The organism is Bradyrhizobium erythrophlei, assembly GCF_900129425.1.
Taxonomy (GTDB): domain Bacteria; phylum Pseudomonadota; class Alphaproteobacteria; order Rhizobiales; family Xanthobacteraceae; genus Bradyrhizobium; species Bradyrhizobium erythrophlei_C.
Window position 1 is genome coordinate 8357720 of record NZ_LT670817.1, and the last position, 18720, is coordinate 8376439.

General features: G+C 62.8%; 14 protein-coding genes. 7 read left to right on the plus strand and 7 right to left on the minus strand.

What is annotated here, in order from left to right:
• Positions 1–18: 18 nt before the first annotated feature.
• Complete coding sequence (locus B5527_RS39735; protein WP_079606353.1) at positions 19–1719, plus strand: alpha-amylase family protein; 1701 nt, start codon at positions 19–21, stop codon at positions 1717–1719.
• Between the two features lie 135 nt (positions 1720–1854).
• Here B5527_RS39735 and B5527_RS39740 read toward each other — a convergent pair whose 3' ends face one another.
• Positions 1855–3450 (minus strand): alpha-amylase family glycosyl hydrolase, encoded by a 1596-nt coding sequence (locus B5527_RS39740; protein WP_079606354.1) that lies wholly within the window; start codon positions 3448–3450, stop codon positions 1855–1857.
• 228 nt (positions 3451–3678) lie between these two features.
• On the opposite strand from B5527_RS39740, the gene lpxD reads away from it, so the two are divergent.
• Positions 3679–4746: a UDP-3-O-(3-hydroxymyristoyl)glucosamine N-acyltransferase gene (lpxD, locus tag B5527_RS39745; protein ID WP_079606355.1), complete on the plus strand. Its 1068-nt coding sequence runs from the start codon at positions 3679–3681 to the stop codon at positions 4744–4746.
• 70 nt (positions 4747–4816) lie between these two features.
• The gene (locus B5527_RS39750) at positions 4817–5485 is read left to right on the plus strand and encodes an MBL fold metallo-hydrolase (RefSeq protein WP_079606356.1); all 669 of its coding nucleotides are present in this window, start codon (positions 4817–4819) and stop codon (positions 5483–5485) included.
• Positions 5486–5746: 261 nt separating this feature from the next.
• Here the strand turns inward: B5527_RS39750 and B5527_RS39755 are convergent, their stop codons facing one another.
• Positions 5747–6124: a winged helix-turn-helix transcriptional regulator gene (locus tag B5527_RS39755; protein ID WP_079606357.1), complete on the minus strand. Its 378-nt coding sequence runs from the start codon at positions 6122–6124 to the stop codon at positions 5747–5749.
• 153 nt (positions 6125–6277) lie between these two features.
• Between B5527_RS39755 and B5527_RS39760 the strand changes: the two genes are divergently transcribed.
• Positions 6278–6589 carry a hypothetical protein gene (locus B5527_RS39760; protein WP_079606358.1) on the plus strand — a complete coding sequence of 104 codons (312 nt, stop codon included), beginning with the start codon at positions 6278–6280 and terminating at the stop codon, positions 6587–6589.
• 9 nt (positions 6590–6598) lie between these two features.
• Here the strand turns inward: B5527_RS39760 and B5527_RS39765 are convergent, their stop codons facing one another.
• The 3 genes from B5527_RS39765 to B5527_RS39780 form a co-directional block, all read right to left on the minus strand.
• Entirely contained in the window at positions 6599–9088 is a 2490-nt protein-coding gene (locus B5527_RS39765) for a PAS domain-containing hybrid sensor histidine kinase/response regulator (protein WP_079606359.1), read from the minus strand.
• Positions 9089–9265: 177 nt separating this feature from the next.
• Positions 9266–10489 carry an extracellular catalytic domain type 1 short-chain-length polyhydroxyalkanoate depolymerase gene (locus tag B5527_RS39770; protein ID WP_079607865.1) on the minus strand — a complete coding sequence of 408 codons (1224 nt, stop codon included), beginning with the start codon at positions 10487–10489 and terminating at the stop codon, positions 9266–9268.
• 558 nt (positions 10490–11047) lie between these two features.
• A complete protein-coding gene (locus B5527_RS39780) occupies positions 11048–12517 on the minus strand; it encodes a bifunctional class I SAM-dependent methyltransferase/glycosyltransferase family 2 protein (RefSeq protein WP_079606361.1) in 1470 nt (489 codons plus the stop codon).
• Positions 12518–12754: 237 nt separating this feature from the next.
• On the opposite strand from B5527_RS39780, the gene B5527_RS39785 reads away from it, so the two are divergent.
• A complete protein-coding gene (locus B5527_RS39785) occupies positions 12755–13996 on the plus strand; it encodes an LLM class flavin-dependent oxidoreductase (RefSeq protein WP_079606362.1) in 1242 nt (413 codons plus the stop codon).
• A 106-nt stretch (positions 13997–14102) separates the two neighbouring features.
• Here B5527_RS39785 and B5527_RS39790 read toward each other — a convergent pair whose 3' ends face one another.
• Complete coding sequence (locus tag B5527_RS39790) at positions 14103–14927, minus strand: DUF4886 domain-containing protein (RefSeq protein ID WP_425305047.1); 825 nt, start codon at positions 14925–14927, stop codon at positions 14103–14105.
• Between the two features lie 172 nt (positions 14928–15099).
• Between B5527_RS39790 and B5527_RS39795 the strand changes: the two genes are divergently transcribed.
• A complete protein-coding gene (locus tag B5527_RS39795; protein ID WP_079607867.1) occupies positions 15100–16476 on the plus strand; it encodes a cytochrome P450 in 1377 nt (458 codons plus the stop codon).
• A 72-nt stretch (positions 16477–16548) separates the two neighbouring features.
• Here the strand turns inward: B5527_RS39795 and B5527_RS39800 are convergent, their stop codons facing one another.
• Positions 16549–17391 carry an SDR family NAD(P)-dependent oxidoreductase gene (locus tag B5527_RS39800; protein ID WP_079606363.1) on the minus strand — a complete coding sequence of 281 codons (843 nt, stop codon included), beginning with the start codon at positions 17389–17391 and terminating at the stop codon, positions 16549–16551.
• A gap of 329 nt (positions 17392–17720) precedes the next feature.
• Here B5527_RS39800 and B5527_RS39805 point away from each other — a divergent pair, with 329 nt between their 5' ends.
• A complete protein-coding gene (locus B5527_RS39805; protein ID WP_079606364.1) occupies positions 17721–18683 on the plus strand; it encodes a sensor histidine kinase in 963 nt (320 codons plus the stop codon).
• Positions 18684–18720 lie beyond the last annotated feature (37 nt).

Here is an 18720-nt window from a genome sequence, read left to right on the forward strand (position 1 = left end):
GATGGGGGCTGCCCGCGCATGATCGACGATCTCTGGTACAAGAATGCCGTGTTCTATTGTCTTTCCGTCGGCACCTATATGGACGCCAATGGCGACGGGATCGGCGATTTCACGGGGTTGTTGCGCCGGCTGGATTATTTGCAAGGCCTCGGCATCACCGCGATCTGGCTGATGCCGTTCCAGCCGTCCCCGGGCAAGGACGACGGTTACGACATTGCGGACTATTACGGCGTCGATCCGCGCTATGGCACGCTTGGCGACTTTGTCCAGTTCACCCATGGCTGCGCGCAGCGCGGCATCCGCGTCATCATCGATCTCGTCGTCAATCACACTTCTGATGCGCATCCCTGGTTTCGCGACGCGCGAAGCTCGAAGGATTCGCCCTACCGCGACTGGTACGTCTGGGCCGACAAGAAACCCGCCAACGCCGGCAAGGGCATGGTGTTTCCCGGCGTGCAAAAATCCACATGGACGCGCGACAAGGAAGCCGGCGCCTGGTACTTTCACCGTTTCTACGATTTCCAGCCCGACCTCAACACCTCGAACCCGCGCGTGCAGGCCGAGATCCTCAAGATCATGGGCTTCTGGATTCAGCTCGGGGTATCCGGTTTCCGCATGGATGCGGTGCCGTTCGTGATCGCGACCAAGGGCGCCAAGGTCCGCACCCCGGTCGAGCAATACGACATGCTCAGGAGTTTTCGCGAGTTCCTGCAATGGCGGCAAGGCAACGCCATCATCCTGGCGGAAGCCAATGTGCCGCCCGAAACCGACATGGAGTATTTCGGCGACGACGGCGACCGCATGCACATGATGTTCAACTTTCACGTCAACCAGCATCTGTTCTATGCGCTGGCCTCGGCCGATACACGTCCGCTGGCCAAGGCGCTCAAGGCGACGAAACCGCGGCCGGCTTCGGCGCAATGGGGGTTATTCCTGCGCAATCATGATGAACTCGACCTCGGCCGCTTAACCAAGGCGCAGCGCGATGTCGTGTTCAGGGAATTCGGTCCCGACAAGAACATGCAACTCTACGATCGCGGCATTCGCCGCCGGCTGGCACCGATGCTGGGCGGTGACCGGCGACGTCTCGAATTGGCCTACAGCCTGATGGGCACGCTGCCGGGAACGCCGGTCATCCGTTACGGCGACGAGATCGGAATGGGCGACAACCTCGATCTGCCCGAGCGCAACTGCGCCCGCACGCCGATGCAATGGTCGACCGAACCGCATGGCGGATTTACCGAAAGCGACAGACCGTGCTCGCCCCCCATCGATCAAGGCCCGTACGGCTACGAGCATGTCAATGTCGCCAAACAGCGCCGCGATCCCAACTCGATGCTGAACTGGACCGAGCGCATCATCCGGATGCGCAAGGAAGTCCCGGAGATCGGCTGGGGCGATTTCACGGTGATCGCGACGCCCGATCCGGCCGTGCTGGTCATGCGCTACGACTGGCGCAACAATTCGGTGTTGTTCGTGCACAATCTCGACGAGGAGCCGCGCGAGATCGCCTTCGCGACAGGGCTTCCCGGCGATGCCGGCAAGCTTCTGATCAACCTGTTGTCGGAAGACCACAGCGAGGCCAACGAACGCGGCAAGCACACGCTTGTCATCGAAGGCTACGGATACCGCTGGTATCGCGTCGGTGGGCTGGATTATCTATTGAAGCGCAGCGACATCGACACCGACGCGGCCGGCAACGCCCGTCATCCGGCCTGAGAGGTTTCTCTCCGAGTCGTCCCCGCGAAAGCGGGACCCATAACCGCCGGCGCTAGCGGTGAAGTAAGCCGTCTAACACCGCGCGTAACCGAGAAGCCGCGGCGTACTGGTTCCCCGCTTTCGCGGGGACGACGCTCATTTTGCTATGATCGCGCCTTCGTTGCCGCGCAGATCGAGCACGCCCTCGATCTTTTCGCCCTGCCTGTCCAAAAACGTTGAAAGCAGGATTTCGCCGTCAAGGCCCGCGGCGTCCGACGCCATCGAAACCGGCTCCGCGCCGAGATTCAGCGCGATCACGACCGCCTTTCCTTCGCTCTGCCGCCGATAGAGCAACAGATCTCCTTCCGCCGCGATCGGCAGGTAATCTCCCGACACCAGTTGCGGCAATTCTTTTCTCAGCTTGATAAGCGCCCTGTAGAGGCTGAGGATCGACCGGGCGTCGGCCTCGAGATTGACCACGTTTTCGTGGATGAAATCATCCGGCACCGGCAGCCACGGCGTCGCTGTCGAGAAACCGGCGTTGTCAGCCGCACTCCACTGCATCGGCGTCCGGCAGCCGTCCCGGCCGACGCCTAGTCCCGGCACGTTCTTCTCGAAGGGATCGCGCACCTGGTCTGGTGCGATCGCGACCTGATGCATGCCGATTTCGTCGCCGTAGTACAGCGTCGGCGTTCCCCGCAGCGTCAACAGCAGCATCGCGGCGACCCGCGCCTGGTCGGGCCCTACCCGGCTTGCCACCCGCGGACGATCGTGATTGCCCAGCACCCAGTTTGGCCACGCGCCGGCGGGCAAGGCGCGTTCGTAGTCGGCAATGATCGTCTCGATCGACCGCGCGCTCCACAACGTCGACAGCAGCGCGAAGTTGAACGGCATCTGCGCGCCGCCGAGATCGTTGCCGTAATAGGCGACGAGGCGGTGCAGCGGCAGATAGATCTCCCCGATCAGGATGCGCGCCTCGAACTCATCGGTCACACGCCGCATCTGCGCAATCACGTCGTGAACTTCGGGCTGATCGGTGGAGTATTGCGTCAGAATCCTCTCGTGCGGCGGCCGGCCTTCGCGAAAATGCGGATTCGGCGGGTTGTCGCGAAACTCCGCATCCTTGATCAGGTGCCAGATCACGTCGACGCGGAAGCCATCGACGCCCTTGCGAAGCCAGAACCGCATCACGTCGTAGATCGCCTCGCGTACCGCGGGATTGCGCCAGTTCAGATCCGGCTGCTGGGCAAGGAAGGCGTGATAATAATATTGCCCCGTCGTGGCGTCGTGCTCCCAGGCACTGCCGCCGAATTCCGACAGCCAGTTGTTCGGGACGCCGCCGTCGGGCAGCGGATCCCGCCAGATGTACCAGTCGCGCTTCGGATTGTCGCGCGAGCTTCGGCTTTCGGCGAACCAGGGGTGCTGGTCGGAGGTGTGGTTCGGCACCAGATCGAGGATCACTTTCAGGCCGCTCGCATGCGCGGCCGAGATCAGCGCGTCGAAATCCTCCATGGTGCCGAACAGCGGATCGATGCCGGTGTAATCGGCGATATCGTAACCGAAATCAGCCATCGGGGACGGAAAGATCGGCGACAGCCAGAGCGCGTCGACGCCGAGTTGCAGCAAATAAGGCAGGCGGTCGATGATCCCCCTGATATCGCCGACCCCGTCGGCATCGGAATCCTGAAACGAAGGTGGATAGACCTGATAGAAAATGCCGTGCCGCCACCAGAATTCGTCGCGCTGATCCATCTTTTAAATCATTCTCCAAAATCGCGTTGCGCGGGCCAACGCCGCAACCGCCGACAAGTTCAGGCCGGCGAATTCCCCAAAAGCATCGGGAAAGACGACGGAGGTATGACGGAAGAGCCGAAATCCGCGGTTCGGCGGCCAGGCGCACGGAATCCACCTGCACCCCTTTTTGGATTCGGCTTGGGAATACCGGCCGATCGGGCTATCGTGGATGCCGGGGGCAGGGACGTGACCGAGTTCAGTTTTTTCTCAGGCGCAGCAGGTCTGAGCGTGGCGGAGATCGCCTCGCTGACGGGCGCCGAGCCCTGTGAGGGCGCGGATCTCAACCGTCGCCTGACAGGGATTGCGCCGGTGGACGGCGCGGACTCGGATGACCTGACCTTTGTCGACAATCCCAAATTCGCCGTTGCGATGGCATCGACGGCGGCCGGCGCGGTACTGACCAGCGAGCGTTATGCCCGGCATGCACCTGACGGCGTCGCGATATTGCGCATACGCAGGCCGTACGAAGCCTTTGTCGCCGTCGCGCGCAAGATATACGGCGGTGCGCTGTGTCCGACTTCCGTATTCGACACCGACGGCGTCGCACCGGGCGCCATGGTGCATCCCTCCGCAGAGTTGGCACGCGGCGTCACGGTAGATCCATTTGCCGTGATCGGACCATCTGCCAGAATCGGGGCCGGCACATTGATCGGCGCTCATGCCGTCATCGGTCAGGGCGTTCGGGTCGGCAGCGATTGCGCCATCGGGGCCGGCTGCACGGTCACCCATGCCCATCTGGGCGACCGTGTCGTGATCCATCCCGGCTGCCATATCGGCCAGGACGGGTTCGGCTTTGTGTCGAGCGCCAAAGGGCATATCAAAATTCCGCAGGTCGGCCGCGTCGTCATTCATGACGACGTCGAGATCGGGTCCGGCACGCGAATAGATCGCGGCGGCATGCGCGACACCGTGATCGGCGAGGGAACCAAGATCGATAACCTCTGCCAGATCGGGCATAATTGCGTGGTCGGCCGCCATTGCATCATCGTCGCCCAGTCGGGGCTCAGCGGCAGCGTGACATTGGAGGATTTCGTCGTGCTCGGACCGCGCACCGGCATCATTCCGCATGTTACCGTCGGCAAAGGCGCGATGCTGGCTTCGCGATCGACCGTCTACGAAGACGTTCCCGCGGGCGCGGTCTGGGGCGGCTTTCCGGCCAGGCCGAAGCGGCAATGGATGCGCGAAGTGGTGGCGCTGCAGAACCTCGCAGGCCGCGGCCGCAAGCAACCCAAGGGGCGCCCGGTCAAGACATAGTGGCCATGTTCCCGGGCCAATGCGCGAATCTTTGACTTGGCGAGCCGCGAAAAATCGGCATTGTCCTGGGATGGCAAATGAAACCGAAACCAAGGCGAAAGCCGGCGCAATCATCGTCCCGGTGACGCTGTTTGAGCAGAACTGCACCCTGATCTGGTGCGAAGCCACCAAAAAGGCTGTCGTGATCGACCCCGGCGGCGACGTCGCGAAAATCCAGGCCGCGATCAAGCAGGCCAACGTCACGGTGGAAAAGATCTGGCTGACCCATGGCCACATCGACCATGTCGGGGGCGCCGCCGAGCTGCGCGACGCGCTGAAGGTGCCGATCGAAGGCCCGCATCTCGCCGACAAATTCCTGCTCGACAATGTCGTGACCAGCGGCGCGCGGTTCGGCATCACCGGGGTGCGCGATTTTGCGCCGGATCGCTGGCTCGAGGAGGGCGAGCAGGTGTCGATCGGCGAGTTGACCTTCGACATCCTGCATTGCCCCGGCCATTCGCCCGGCAGCGTGGTGTTTTTCAACAAGGACATGCGCTTTGCGCATGTCGGCGACGTGCTTTTCAACGGCTCGGTCGGGCGCAGCGACATTCCCGGCGGCGATCACGCCACGCTAATCAAGTCGATCACCGACAAGCTGCTGCCGCTCGGCGACGACGTCGGCTTCATCTGCGGCCACGGCCCGGGCTCCAGCATCGGCCAGGAGCGGATGACCAATCCGTTTCTCACCGGCGCGATGTAATCGCCGAATTCATTTCCAGTTCGGTGGCTTTCATCCTTCGAGACGCGGCGAAGACGCTGCTCCTCCAGCAACAACGGCGAAGCCGTTGCGCGGGGATGAGGGTCTGGGCCCTCGTGGTGAGGAGCGCGGCATCGCCGCGCGTCTCGAACCACGAAGCCTCGGGATGCGCCGTCAAGATGCCAATCAAGTGGAATACGTTTTAGCCGGCGGCAGCCGGCCATCAGCGATTCGAGGCGACGTTTTCGATCGGCGCCGTCGCGACTATTCGGCCGCGATCATTTCCATCGCGTTTGCCGGCGCGAGGTGGCGCGCGCCCCAGTTGCGAATGGCGGCAATGACCGGGACAAAGCTCTTGCCCTTGCGGGTCAGGCGATATTCGACCTTGGGGGGAACGACGCCGTAATCCTTGCGGTCGATCAGCCCGCTCTCGGTGAGCGCCTTCAATTCGCGGCTGAGCACGCGGGGCGCGATTTCCGACGTGCCGCTTGCGCCGCGCAGCAGACCGGTCCGGATCTCGCCATAGCGGCGGGGACCATCCTTCAGATCCCAGACGATCCGCAGCTTGTATTTGCCGCTGATCATTTTCTGGAACGCCGCCACCGGACACCCGCACGTCTGTGCTGATTTTGCGCTTGTCATATCGCCATCTCCCACAAACACGTCCTTCGCGGCTCTTCAGATTACGGACAAGCGCAAGAAAGTCCATAGTATCATTTTTGTCCATACTTGCATTATCGCTCCTTGCAGCGCCAGATAGCGCTGTGCCGACCGCAGTCAACGAAGGAGCCTTCGATGAAACATTTCATGATCAAATATCGGTTTGCCAACGGCACCACGGAGCAATGGCATCGGGAAATCGAACGGTTCATTGCCGCGCTGAACAACGATCCCGAATTGCAGGGGAAGATCAGCTACCGCTGCATGAAGAACCGCGACGATTCCAGCTATTTTCATCTCGCCGCGGCCGCCGATGAGCAGGCCGTCAAGACGCTGCAGCAGCGGGATTTCTTCAAGCACTACACGGAAAAGACCCGGCAGGTCGCCGGCGGCGAGGTCGTGGTCACGCCGATCGAACTGATCGCGGAAACCGCGTATCGGCCATGAGCGTGTACGCTATCCCGAGATCATCGCGCGGATTCGCTGCGACAGATGCTCGAGGTCGAACGGCTTGGTGATCATCTCCATGCCGGGCTGCAGGAAGCCGTCCGCCATCGCGACGCTCTCGGCGTAGCCGGTGATGAAAAGAATTTTCAGGCCGGGCCGGGTTTCGCGGGCCTGATCGGCCAACTGGCGACCGTTCATGCCGGGCAGACCGACGTCGGTGACCAGCAAATCGATCCGCTCATGGTCGCGCAGGATTTGCAGGCCCGACGGTCCATCGACGGCCTCCAGCGTCCGGAACCCTTGTTCCCCCAGCATCTCCAGGATGACCCCGCGCACGACCGGCTCGTCCTCGACCACCAGCACGGTCTCGCCGGTGGCGGCGTGTTCGGCCGCCCTGACCGCCGATGCATGCGCGGCGGCGCCGTCGCCGTGATGCCGCGGCAAATAGAGCCTGACCGAGGTCCCCCGCCCTATCTTGCTGTCGAGCGTGACATGGCCGTTCGACTGCCGCGCAAAGCCGTAGATCATCGAAAGTCCAAGTCCTGTGCCTTGTCCGATCGGCTTGGTGGTGAAGAACGGATCGAAGGCGCGTGCCGCGACCTCCACGCTCATGCCGACGCCGGTGTCGGTAACAGTGATGCAGATATAATCGCCGGGCGAGAGCGCCGGCGTGTCCGCGGTCACACTGTCGAGCCGCGCATTGGCGGTCGAGATGGTGAGCTTGCCGCCATCCGGCATGGCATCGCGCGCGTTGATGGCGAGATTGAGCAGCGCGCTTTCCAGCTGATTGGGATCGCACAGTGTCCCCCACAGATCGTCCGGCGCCACGATCGCCAGATCGATGGTCTCGCCGATGGTCCGGCGCAACAGGTCCTCCAGCGACACCACGAGCTGATTGGCATCGACGCTTTTCGGGATCAGCGGCTGCCGCCGCGCGAATGCCAGCAGGCGATGCGTGAGCGCTGCGGCGCGGTTCGCCGAGGTCATCGCCGCATTGATGTAACGCGCGACGTTGTCGGTGCGTCCCTGATTGAGACGGGTCTGCAGCAGATCAAGAGAGCCCACAATGCCGGTCAGGAGGTTGTTGAAGTCGTGCGCGATGCCGCCGGTGAGCTGCCCCACCGCTTCCATCTTCTGGGACTGCAGCAATGCCTCCTCGGTTGCTTTCAGCCGCTCGGCGGCAGCCCTCTCCGCGGTCACGTCGCGGGCAACCGCATAGATGTGATCGCGGTCCGCCACGCCGGTCCACGACAGCCAGCGGTAGGAACCGTCCTTGTGCCGAAACCGGCTTTCGAACCGGACGGTGGTCTCGCGGGCACCGAGCTTTTCGACCTCCGCGCGTGTGACGCCGTTGTCGTCAGGATGCTCCAGCCATTGCGAGGTGCGGTTCAACAATTCGGCCTCGCTCCAGCCGAGCGTCCGGGTCCAGGCCGGGTTGACCGTGCGCCAGATGCCGCTGCGATCGGCGACCACCAAAAGATCCTGCGACACGTTCCAGATCCGGTCGCGCTCACGGGTCTTTTCCTCGACGCGCTGCGCCAGCGTCGCGTTCAGCTCGGCGAGTTGGTCGGCAAGCCTGCGGAAACGCTCTTCGCTTTGCCGCAGCGCGAGGTCGGCCTCGACCTGTTCGGTGACATCGCTGTGCGCCCCGACCAGGCGTATCGCTCTGCCCTGCGCATCGCGCTCGATGGTGGATTTGACTGAAATCCAGCGGGTCTCGCCGTCACTGGGACGAATAATCCGATATTGCACGCTGTATTCACGCACGCCACCTGCGACGGCGTCGCGGAATTTCTGTTCCGTGGTCTCGCGGTCGTCGGGATGGATGCGTCGCACCCAGTCTTCGTGGGACTCGTTGGCCGCGTCCGGCGGCAGCCCGTGAATCAGCAAATACTCGGGCGACCGGCGATTGCGGAAACCGGTCGTGAGGTCGACCTCGAGGCCGCCGATCCGGCCGATCTGCTGCACGCGCGCCAGTTCGGCCTCGCGTTCCCGTAACGCCGCGGCAGCGAGGTAGTCCCTGGTCACATCGCTGCAAACCACGAGCACGCCGCCGACGCTATCGTCTTCATCGATCGGGCTGTAGCCGTAGGTCCAGTAGACCTGCTCGAGCCGGCCATAACGCGTCACCGGAATGAGCTGCTTTTCATGCCAGGTGGCGCCGCCGCCGCTCATCACCTGCTCGATCTGCGGACCGATAACGTCCCAGATTTCAGCCCAGCACTCCCGTCCCCGCTGGCCCAGCGCGCTTGGGTGGCGCTCGGGTCCCATGGTCTGACGATAGGCGTCGTTATAAAACTGAATGAGTTCCGGGCCCCACCAGATGAACATCGGGTGGTTGGTATTGAGCACAATCCGCAGCGCGGTCCGCAAACTTTGCGGCCAGCTGTCAGGCTTGCCCAACGGGGTAGCCGACCAGTCGTAGGCCCGCGTCAATGCGCCCATCTCGCCGCCGCCGGCGAGGAAATCCGCGGAAATCGGTCGGGTGATCTTCAACATCGGGGGATGATCGGTGGCCAAGTTCAGCCCAATTAGCAGCGGGAACCTAACCGCCGGTCACACCCCATGCAAACTCACGGCACCGCCCGTTGGTTCCAATATTTCTTCCGATGGGCGGAACAAATGAGCTGCTGCCTGCGCGGCAGGCGGCATTAACCACTCGCGCCGCAACCTCCGTTATTTCATCAGGCCCGCGGCCGTCAGCGCGCGGGTGATGACGCTGCCGACGTCGATGCCGCGGGATCGCGGTTGGCGGGGCGACTCGGGACGGCGGTGCAGCGTCGTCCGCGGCCACAACACCGCGCCGAGATCCGGTACCGGCGTGGGCGCCGGGGCCATCACCGGAATTGTCTTTGTAACTTCCCTGGAAGCAGCCGTTGCTGCCGGCTTCGCTGCTTCGCTGGGCTGATGAACCCATTCGGTTAGCCCGAAGAAATTCGCAATGTGGTACGACGACGAAATCCCCGCCTCGATCAGGAAAGCGCCTTGCGCGCCGTATCGCTCGTCGTTGTCGGCAACACCCAGCGGGGTGCCATGGGCCATATCGGTGATGGTGTAGGATTCGACGATGGTTTCGCCGTCCGCGTTCCACCAGACCTGGTGCGGGTAGCCGTCGACGATCGACTCCGACATTGGCGCCGCGGGCAGCTGATGCACGTCGAGCCATTGCTTGACGATCTCATCGGCATTCGCGGGATTGACCGTGCGATCGGCGCTACCGTGCCACACCGACAGTTTCGGCCAGGGGCCTTTGTGATTCGAAGCGTTGCGCACCAGATCTCCCAGCTCGGCGGCCGGGCGGGACGGCGACTGCGACATGCCGGTCAACGCTTCCCGCACATTGGTCGCAACCCCGAACGGCAGGCCGGCGATAACGGCGCCGCCGGCAAATATGTCGGGATAGGTCGCGAGCATCACCGACGTCATGGCGCCGCCGGCGGAAAGCCCGGTGACGAAGATCCGTTGCGGATCGACATCGGCTTCGTCCACCATCCGCGCGATCATCTGGCGGATCGAACAGGCCTCGCCGCTGTCGCGCGCGGTATCTTCCGGATTGAACCAGTTGAAACAGCCCTGGCCGTTGTTCGACGATTGCTGCTGGGGCATCAGCAACGCAAAGCCGTAATGCTTGGCGAGCGTCGACCAGCCGGCGCCGAGATCGTAGCCGGCGGCGGTCTGGCCGCAGCCGTGCAAAACCACGACAAGGGCGGGCGCCTCCTGGCGATGGTCCGAGACGAAAGAAAACATCCTCAGACCGCCCGGATTGGAACCGAAGCCTGTGGTTTCCACCAGGGGGCTGCGGCTGTCCGGTGTCAGGTTTCGTGCAAACTGCCCAAAACCGTTGATTCCATTTACCTTTTGGAGACGCCGCAGAAATTCGATATTTTTTGCGAGGGACACCAGCAGCTCCTTGGCGAGAGATCTTGTTTCTAACCGCACCAAGACAAGATAGTTGCTGCACTGCAAAATAAAAAGGACGTGTGCTGTCAATTCCGGACGGTTGCCTCCGCCTTAATTGCGTTCAGGTGGCGACACCGACCGCATTCACGACAGAAATGCGGCAGCGGCGAGAATCGACAGCGCAAACATGGCCAGCGCGGCGAGCAACGCCGATGGCGCGGAGAAAACAGCTTCGATAGCAAAAAATACCGCGCCGATCGCGGCGACGCCGGCGGCGTTGGCGACTTGCGCCGTGGTGCCGTAAATCCCGGCGCCCGAAAAGGATGCCGCCGCCGCACTGGAAGATGCGCTAAAGCGTGATGAGATGAGGTTAGATTGAGCTGCGACGCAGCGGAAACTTTACCTCTCCCATAGGGAGAGGTCGGCGCGTAGCGCCGGGTGAGGGGTCACGGCCTATCGGTGGTGCAGCACCCCCTCACCCGATTTGCTACGCAAATCGACCTCTCCCCGCTGGGGAGAGGTGAAGGGCACACCGATTCAAATTAAACCCATCTTGCGCTAGATCGCCTTCAATTTGCGATAGGCGAACCACACCATTTTCAACAGCAGCCAGCCGTCGCGGAAGCGGGAGATCTGGGTCTCGCCGAAGGTGCGCGCCTTATAATGGATCGGCGTCTCGATGATCTTGAGATTCTGTTTGGCGGCGCCGAAGATCAGGTCGAAGTCGCCGAACGGATCGAAGTTGCCGAAATAGCCGCGCTCCCGCGCCAGCATTTCGTAATCTTTTCGCAGCAGCACCTTGGTGCCGCACAGCGTGTCGGTCAGCCGGGTATTGACGAGATAGCTGAACAGATAGGCAAAGCAGCGATTGGCGATCAGGTTGAGCGGACGCATCGCCTCGTTCTCCATGGGATAGATCAGGCGGGTGCCGTTGACGAATTCGGCCTTCCCCGTCTCGATCACCGCATGATATTTCGGCAGCGCTTCCGGCGGCATCGTCAGGTCGGCATCCAGGATCATCAGCACGTCTCCGGTCGCCGCGGCAAAACCCTTGCGGACCGCATCTCCCTTGCCCTTGCCGTCCTGCTTCAGCACCTTGATATCCCAGCTATCCCGGTAGGCATCGCGAACGCGCTCGCATTCCTCGAAGGTGCCGTCGCTGGAATTACCCTCGACGAACAGGATTTCCTGGGCGGAGCCGAATCGGGGCATGCGCAGGATGGCATTTTCGATGTTGCCCTTCTCGTTGCGGCACGGAATCAGAATGCTTGCGGAAAATTTCCGGTCCGGAAAATTTCGCACCGGCCGTCCGACGATATAGGTCCGCAGGCACAGGTGCCGGATGCCGGGCAGCGGCGCGATGAATCGATTGATGAACGGCCCGAGGCCGAGCCAGCGCCGCGGCAGCAGTTGTCGCTGCTCCTGACTGATCACTTCGAAATCCGCGAGATCCATCAGGTTCAAAAAATCGGCCGTGGCGATGTAATTGATTTTGGGTTGCTTGCTCCGCAGATGCAGCAGCTCGGCGAGCTTCAGGACCGGCTCCCACAGATGGGAATAATAGGCGATGATGATCCGCGTCGACGGCGCGCACAGATGATTCACCAGCCGCAACGTGCCGTCGATGTCCTCGAACAGGCCAATGGTGTCGGCGATCACGACGTAATCGAACGGTCCCTCGATGCCGGTCAGCGTCGCCGGATCTTCCACGTCGCCCAGACAAAAATACAGATTGGGGTGACGGGCGTTCGCCTTCGCGATGGTTTCGGCGCCGAAATCGATGCCGACGCCGTAAGATGGTTGCAGCGAAGCCAGCAAATCCCCGCGGCCGCAGCCGAGTTCAAGCACCCGCTTTCCCGGCGGAATCAGAAACTGCATGAACTTGCGGTCGTCTTCGTGGTAGGCGACATTGAACTCGCGCCAGCGATCCAGTTCGTCGCGGTTGGCCTCGAAATGATCGAGCAGATCCCGCTTGCGCTGACTGGAAAGCTGCAGAGAAGCAGGCTGGTCGGATTGCTTCAGATACATTGCAGCCTCGAAGCGGAAAACGGAGAGTTCTCTTAGCTGAAGGGCCCTGAGGTGTAAATTCGGCAGGGAAGCCTGCTCAGGCCGTTGGCGGCCTGCGAGAGTGCCGGGCGTCGGCATGTCAGACCGGCCCGCACGACAACCATGCGTCAGCAGGGGGTTTCCGCGATTGCCTTGGCCCTCACCACCCCCTAGTTTGGCGTCGAGCCAACCAAGAACAATAGGTCCGGAGAGAAATTAATGGCGCGCCTCAAGTTCGGAGCCTTCCTCGCCCCGCATCACCCGATCGGCGAGCATCCGATGCTGCAATTCCGCCGCGACCTTGATTTTGTCGAGCAGATCGATGCGCTCGGCTTCGATGAATTCTGGTGCGGCGAGCATCATTCATCAGGCTGGGAAATGATCGCGTCGCCGGAGATGTTTCTGGCCGCCGCCGGCGAACGCACCAAGCGGATCAAGCTCGGCACCGGCGTGGTCTCGCTGCCCTATCACCATCCCTTCAACGTCGCGCAGCGCATGGTGCAGCTCGACCACATGACCGGAGGCCGTGCCATCTTCGGTTCCGGCCCCGGCGCGCTGGCTTCCGACGCGCATACGCTCGGCATCGACCCGATGACGCAGCGCGACCGTCAGGACGAGGCGATCGCGATCATTCGCCGGCTGTTTCGGGGCGAACGGGTAACCGCCAGGAGCGACTGGTTCACCATGAACGACGCGGCGCTGCAGATCCTGCCGCTGCAGGAAGAGATGCCATTCGTGGTGGCGTCGCAGATTTCACCGTCGGGCATGACGCTGGCCGGCAAATACGGCATCGGCATCATCTCGCTCGGCTCGATGTCGACGCAGGGCCTGATGGCGCTGCCGACGCAATGGGGCTTTGCCGAGGATGCCGCCAGGAAGCACGGCACCACCGTGAGCCGGTCCGACTGGCGCGTGCTGCTGAGCTGGCACATCGCCGAGACCCGCGAACAGGCGCGGCGCGAGGCCGGCGCCGGGCTGATGCGCTGGCACAACGAATATAATGTCGGCACGCTGCAGCGGCCGGGCCTGCTGCCGTTCACTTCGCCCGACGACGCCGTGGAGAAAACCGCCGGCGGCGCGGGCGCGGCCTCCACCATCGGCACCCCCGACGATCTGGTCAAAACCATCAAGAGCCTGATGGAAGTGTCCGGCGGCGTCGGCACCATCGTCGGCTTCGTGCACGACTGGGCCAATCCGGAAAACACCCGGCGCAGCTGGGACATGGTGGCCCGTTATGTGGTGCCGGAAATCAACGGCTATGTCGCATCGCTGCGCAAATCGCAGAAATTCGTGATCGAGAATCGCGCGGTATTCGAGCGCGCGGGGCAGGCGGTGATGGCGAAGATCATGGAGAACGACAAGGCCGCGGCGGCCCTTCCGCTCACCGGCCCCGGCCGCGTCGCGATCCCGACCATCAACGCGCCGGATCTGCAGCAGGAAGCCGCCAAACGGAAGGCGTGAAAGCGAGCAACCGCTGTCCTCCCGGCTTGCGCTCGCGCTGCTTGCCGGGACGAATAGTGGTGATGCAATGCACCGCCGCGGTACTGCAATCACCCGCCGGGCTTATTCACTTCCCGTAATAATCCTGCACGGTCTGCCATGCCACGGTCTGCAGGAAATGCGCCGTAGGCTCGTCGATACCCGCAAGATAGCTGTTGCCGACCGGCGAGCGTCCGGTCAGCGCGGCGAACACCGTGCAGGCGGCGAGATAGGTTCCGGCCAGGCTCGGATGGCGCTTGTCCGCGGCATAGAGATTGAGCTCCGGCTGCCCGGAAAGCGCCCGCGCGAAGGCGAGGCCCGCCGGTATCACCAGCGCGTCGTTGGCGTTGCCTGCGATCGTATAGGCTTCGGCCAGTTGCGCGGTCATCTCCGGCTTGTCGGCATAGGCCCAGGACATGAAGAACACGGGCCTGGCGCCGTGCGCGCGCACGATGTCGCTGTCCTTTTTGGCAAATTCGGTGAATACCGTCTTGAGCCTGGGATGGATCGGGCACTGGCTGCAATCCATCATGACAGCGGCATCGAACAGCTTGTCGCGCTTGTTGAAGACGACATTGTTATGGTCGTCGAACGAATAGGAGCCGATGGCGTTGGGCCGGAAATAGCTCTCGACATCATGCCAGTCGAAGCCTGAGCCGCCGATCGTCACCATCGTGGCGCGATAGTCCTGCTTGTGATCGGGGTCCGCGGCCTTTTCCAGCAGGCTCACATGGCTCGGCAGGCCGTTGTTGTAATAGAAGAAGCTGTTGCCGATGAAGATTTCGCTCTTCGGGAAATCGGGGCCGAGGCTGGTGACGACGGGTTTGGTTTGCGCCAGCGCGGCGGTCGGCCCTGCCGCGATACAGCCCGCGACCGCCAGCATGACCAACATCGCTCTGAACATTCCCGGCATATCCATTCTCCCTGATCGATCTTGTTTTGCCGCACCCTATCATGAGCGACGGGTTTGTCGCGCCGGAGGGATCGGCTTGATTTCCAGTCGAGATCATGAGGCTTTGCACGGAAGGGACAAAGGGCTATTTTAGCAAGCCGGGGTTGTGCCGGGCACAACGGGAGCGGTGGCGATGTCGATGCAAAATGTGGCTTCCCCCGCGGTGACGCTGACGTCACCGAAACGCAATTCAATGACGCACATTCCCGGCGACGAGGGCTGGCCGATCATCGGCAAGACGCTCGAAGTGCTCGCCGATCCCAAGGGACAGGTAGAGCGGCAAGCCGCCAAATACGGCCTGGTCTATCGCAGCCACATCTTTGGCGAGACCAGCCTGGTGCTGCTGGGACCCGAGGCCAATGAACTGGTGCTGTTCGACCAGGCCAAGCTGTTCTCCTCGAGCCTCGGCTGGGGGCCGATTCTCGGCCGGTTGTTTCCGCGCGGGCTGATGCTGCTGGATTTCGAGGAGCACCGCCTGCACCGGCGCGCGCTATCGGTGGCATTCAAATCCGGACCGATGAAATCCTATCTTGGGAAGCTCGATACCGGCATCGCGGCGCGGGTCGCGCAATGGAAGGCGCAACCGGGGCCGATACTGTTCTATCCGGCGATGAAGCAGCTGACGCTCGATCTGGCCGCGACCTCGTTTCTCGGCGCCGATATCGGACCAGAGGTCGACGAGATCACGCGTGCCTTTGTCGACATGGTAGCCGCCGCGGTCGCCGTCATCCGCAAGCCCCTGCCGGGTACGCAGATGGCGCGCGGCGTCAGGGGCCGCAAATGCATCGTGGCCTACTTCTCGGAGCAGATCCCGATCCGCCGCGCCAAAGGCGGCGAAGACCTGTTCTCGCAGCTGTGCCGCGCCACCCATGAGGACGGCGCGCTGCTGTCGACCCAGGACATCGTCGACCACATGAGTTTCCTGATGATGGCCGCGCACGACACGCTGACCTCGTCGCTGACGTCTTTCGTGCAGGCGCTCGCCGCCAATCCGGATTGGCAGGACAAATTGCGCGACGAGGTCGCTGCGCTCGGTATCGCCGCGGACCAGGCCACTACATCAGACAATCTCGATGCCATGCCGCTCACCGAGATGGCATTCAAGGAAGCGCTGCGGCTGAAGCCTCCGGTGCCCTCGATGCCGCGCCGCGCGGTCCGCGATTTCACCTTCAAGGGCTACGCGATCCCGGCCGGCACCCAGCTCGGCATCAATCCGGTGTTCACCCACCACATGCCGGAGATCTGGCCCGATCCGGAACGCTTCGATCCGATGCGCTTTACCGACGATGCGCAGCGCGGCCGCCATCGGTTCGCCTGGGTGCCGTTCGGCGGCGGCGCGCATATGTGCATCGGGCTGCACTTCGCCTATATGCAGGCGAAATGCTTTGCGCGGCATTTCCTGCAGAATCTTACCGTCTCGATGGAGCCGGGCTACACGTCGAATTGGCAGATGTGGCCGATCCCGAAGCCGCGCGACGGATTGCGGGTGACGCTGTCCCCGATCAAGTGAGCGGACCAGGCCAGGGCTGAGCCTAACCGTCGAATCGTTCGAGCCCGGCGGGTGCCGGGCGACGCGCAGGCTTCACCCCGCGCCCTGATCGAACGCCTTGCGTATGGCGACCAGACCCTGCTGCTGCGCCGTCCAGTTGCGGCCGCCGGTAATGGCGCCATCGACCACCAGATCGTGGCCATTGATAAAGCTGGATTCGTCGCTGGCGAGAAACACCGCGGCATGCGCGATGTCTTCGGGCAGTCCGGCGCGCTGTATCGGCTGCGCGGTCTTGTAGATCTCGCGCATCACATCGGGCGTTTTCTCTGCCGCCTCGACCGAAAGGCCCAGCGCCTTGCCGAAAATTCCGGTGGCAATCGCGCCCGGCGAAATGCTGTTGACGCGGATGCCGGACTCGCCAAGCTCCATCGCCACGCATTTGGTGAGGTGAATGACGGCGGCCTTGGCCGCGCCATACACCACCGACGACGAGAACCCGGCCAGCCGTCCGGCGATGCTGCCATTGTTGATGATGCTGCCGGAGCCCTGGCGGCGCATATGGGGGGCGGCGTGCTTCATGCCGAGCATCACGCTGCGCACCAGCGTGGCCATCGCCGCGTCGAAACGCCCGACCTCGAGGCCCTCGATGCCGCCGGTCTGCGCCGGGCCGCCGGCGTTGTTGAACAGACAATCGATGCGGCCGAATTTTTCGACCGCCGCGCCGATCAGCGCCCGCATCTGTTCCTCGACCGTGACATCGGTCTGGCGGAAGATGCAGGCAGCGCCGAGTTTGCCAGCGAGCGCCTCGCCTTCCGGCGCGCGGCGTCCGGCGATGACGATCCTGGCGCCTTCCGCGACAAAAACTTCCGCGGTGCGCAGGCCGATGCCGCTTGTCGCGCCGGTGATAACCGCGACCTTGCCGTCCAGCCGTCCCATACTATCCTCCTCGTTCAGAGCGATGCCGATTTCAGTATATCCCCGCCCGGCCGGAGCAACGCAAGCCCTGCCGTGTCGCGTGCACCAGTGAGCCGTCGGAACCGGCACTTTATCGCCAGGCCCGTGATGCCCGGCCTTGTGCAATGCCTCGATGTCTTCCTACGCTGCCGCAAGAAAGACTGTCATGGCCAGGGCCCGGCCATGACGCGGCGGATTGCTTGCATGCTTATTCACGGGGTTGAACGGCGTGTTCCGGCCACACTCCCGGACCGCGTATTCTTCGTTATCCTCGCCTTATTTTGGATTAGCTGATCGGTTGATGTGACCTTATGGGGAAATTGATCGACGAGTTTCGGCGGGGCTGGCAAGGGACAGCCCTACCATCGCCGCTTTTCAGCATTGGATTTGCGGCCTGCTGCCTCGCGCTGGCGACCGTGGCGCGATGGTCGCTTTCGCTGATGCGGCCCGACGTCTTTTTCACCCCGTATTTTCCGGCGGTGTTCTTTGCCACCGCGTTCGGCGGCTTCCGTGTCGGGATTGCGACGGCCGTCGCCGGGGGGGTGCTCGGTGCGACCGTCAATTTCAGCGATGCGTCGGCCGATTTCGCAAGGCTGGCGCTTCTGGCGATTTTTCTGCTCGTATGCGGCCTCACGATCTGGGGCATCGAGCATTTCCGATCGGTCGCCGCGCATCAGCGACAGATATCAAAACGCCTGATCCAGGAGGAGGAGTACCGCAAGCTCGTGGTCGACGAGCTTCAGCACCGGCTGAAAAACAAATCGTCGACCATCCACGCCGTTCTCCACCAGGTGCTGTACGATCAGCCGCTGATCTGGGCCAGCATCGATCAGCGGATACGGGCGCTGTCGGCGACCGACGACCTGATCGCACGGGTCGATGGCAGCGGTTGCGACATCAAGGATCTCCTGCTCTCCGAGCTTGGGCCCTACGGTCATGTCCGATTTACCCTCAACGGCAATCCGCTGTTTCTACCCGCGAAGCTGGCGGTGAGCTTTGCGTTGATGTTTCACGAGCTTGCCACCAATGCCGGCAAATACGGCGCGTTTTCTTCCCCGCACGGGCTGCTGCAGGTGGCATGGTCGGTGTCGGACGATCGCCTCAATATTACCTGGGACGAGACCGAAGGTCCGCCGGTCGGCGCGATCGGGCGAGCCGGCTTCGGGACCAAGCTCCTGAAATCGGCGCTCGGGCCTTTCGATGGCAAGACCGAGATCGCTTTTTTGAAAACCGGGATTCATTGCACCATGCAGTGCCGCATCCCTCCGAGCTGAGCGTTTTCATGCCGCGATGCCGGTCGCGCGCGGCCGC

Coding starts and splice junctions, on each gene's coding strand:
- B5527_RS39790 (WP_425305047.1), bottom strand. CDS start 14,927: ATGCCGGGAATGTTCAGAGCGATGTTGGTCATGCTGGCGGTCGCGGGC.
- B5527_RS39780 (WP_079606361.1), bottom strand. CDS start 12,517: ATGTATCTGAAGCAATCCGACCAGCCTGCTTCTCTGCAGCTTTCCAGT.
- B5527_RS39755 (WP_079606357.1), bottom strand. CDS start 6,124: ATGACAAGCGCAAAATCAGCACAGACGTGCGGGTGTCCGGTGGCGGCG.
- B5527_RS39735 (WP_079606353.1), top strand. CDS start 19: ATGATCGACGATCTCTGGTACAAGAATGCCGTGTTCTATTGTCTTTCC.
- B5527_RS39750 (WP_079606356.1), top strand. CDS start 4,817: ATGGCAAATGAAACCGAAACCAAGGCGAAAGCCGGCGCAATCATCGTC.
- B5527_RS39795 (WP_079607867.1), top strand. CDS start 15,100: ATGTCGATGCAAAATGTGGCTTCCCCCGCGGTGACGCTGACGTCACCG.
- B5527_RS39740 (WP_079606354.1), bottom strand. CDS start 3,450: ATGGATCAGCGCGACGAATTCTGGTGGCGGCACGGCATTTTCTATCAG.
- B5527_RS39785 (WP_079606362.1), top strand. CDS start 12,755: ATGGCGCGCCTCAAGTTCGGAGCCTTCCTCGCCCCGCATCACCCGATC.
- B5527_RS39800 (WP_079606363.1), bottom strand. CDS start 17,391: ATGGGACGGCTGGACGGCAAGGTCGCGGTTATCACCGGCGCGACAAGC.
- B5527_RS39760 (WP_079606358.1), top strand. CDS start 6,278: ATGAAACATTTCATGATCAAATATCGGTTTGCCAACGGCACCACGGAG.
- B5527_RS39765 (WP_079606359.1), bottom strand. CDS start 9,088: ATGTTGAAGATCACCCGACCGATTTCCGCGGATTTCCTCGCCGGCGGC.
- B5527_RS39805 (WP_079606364.1), top strand. CDS start 17,721: ATGGGGAAATTGATCGACGAGTTTCGGCGGGGCTGGCAAGGGACAGCC.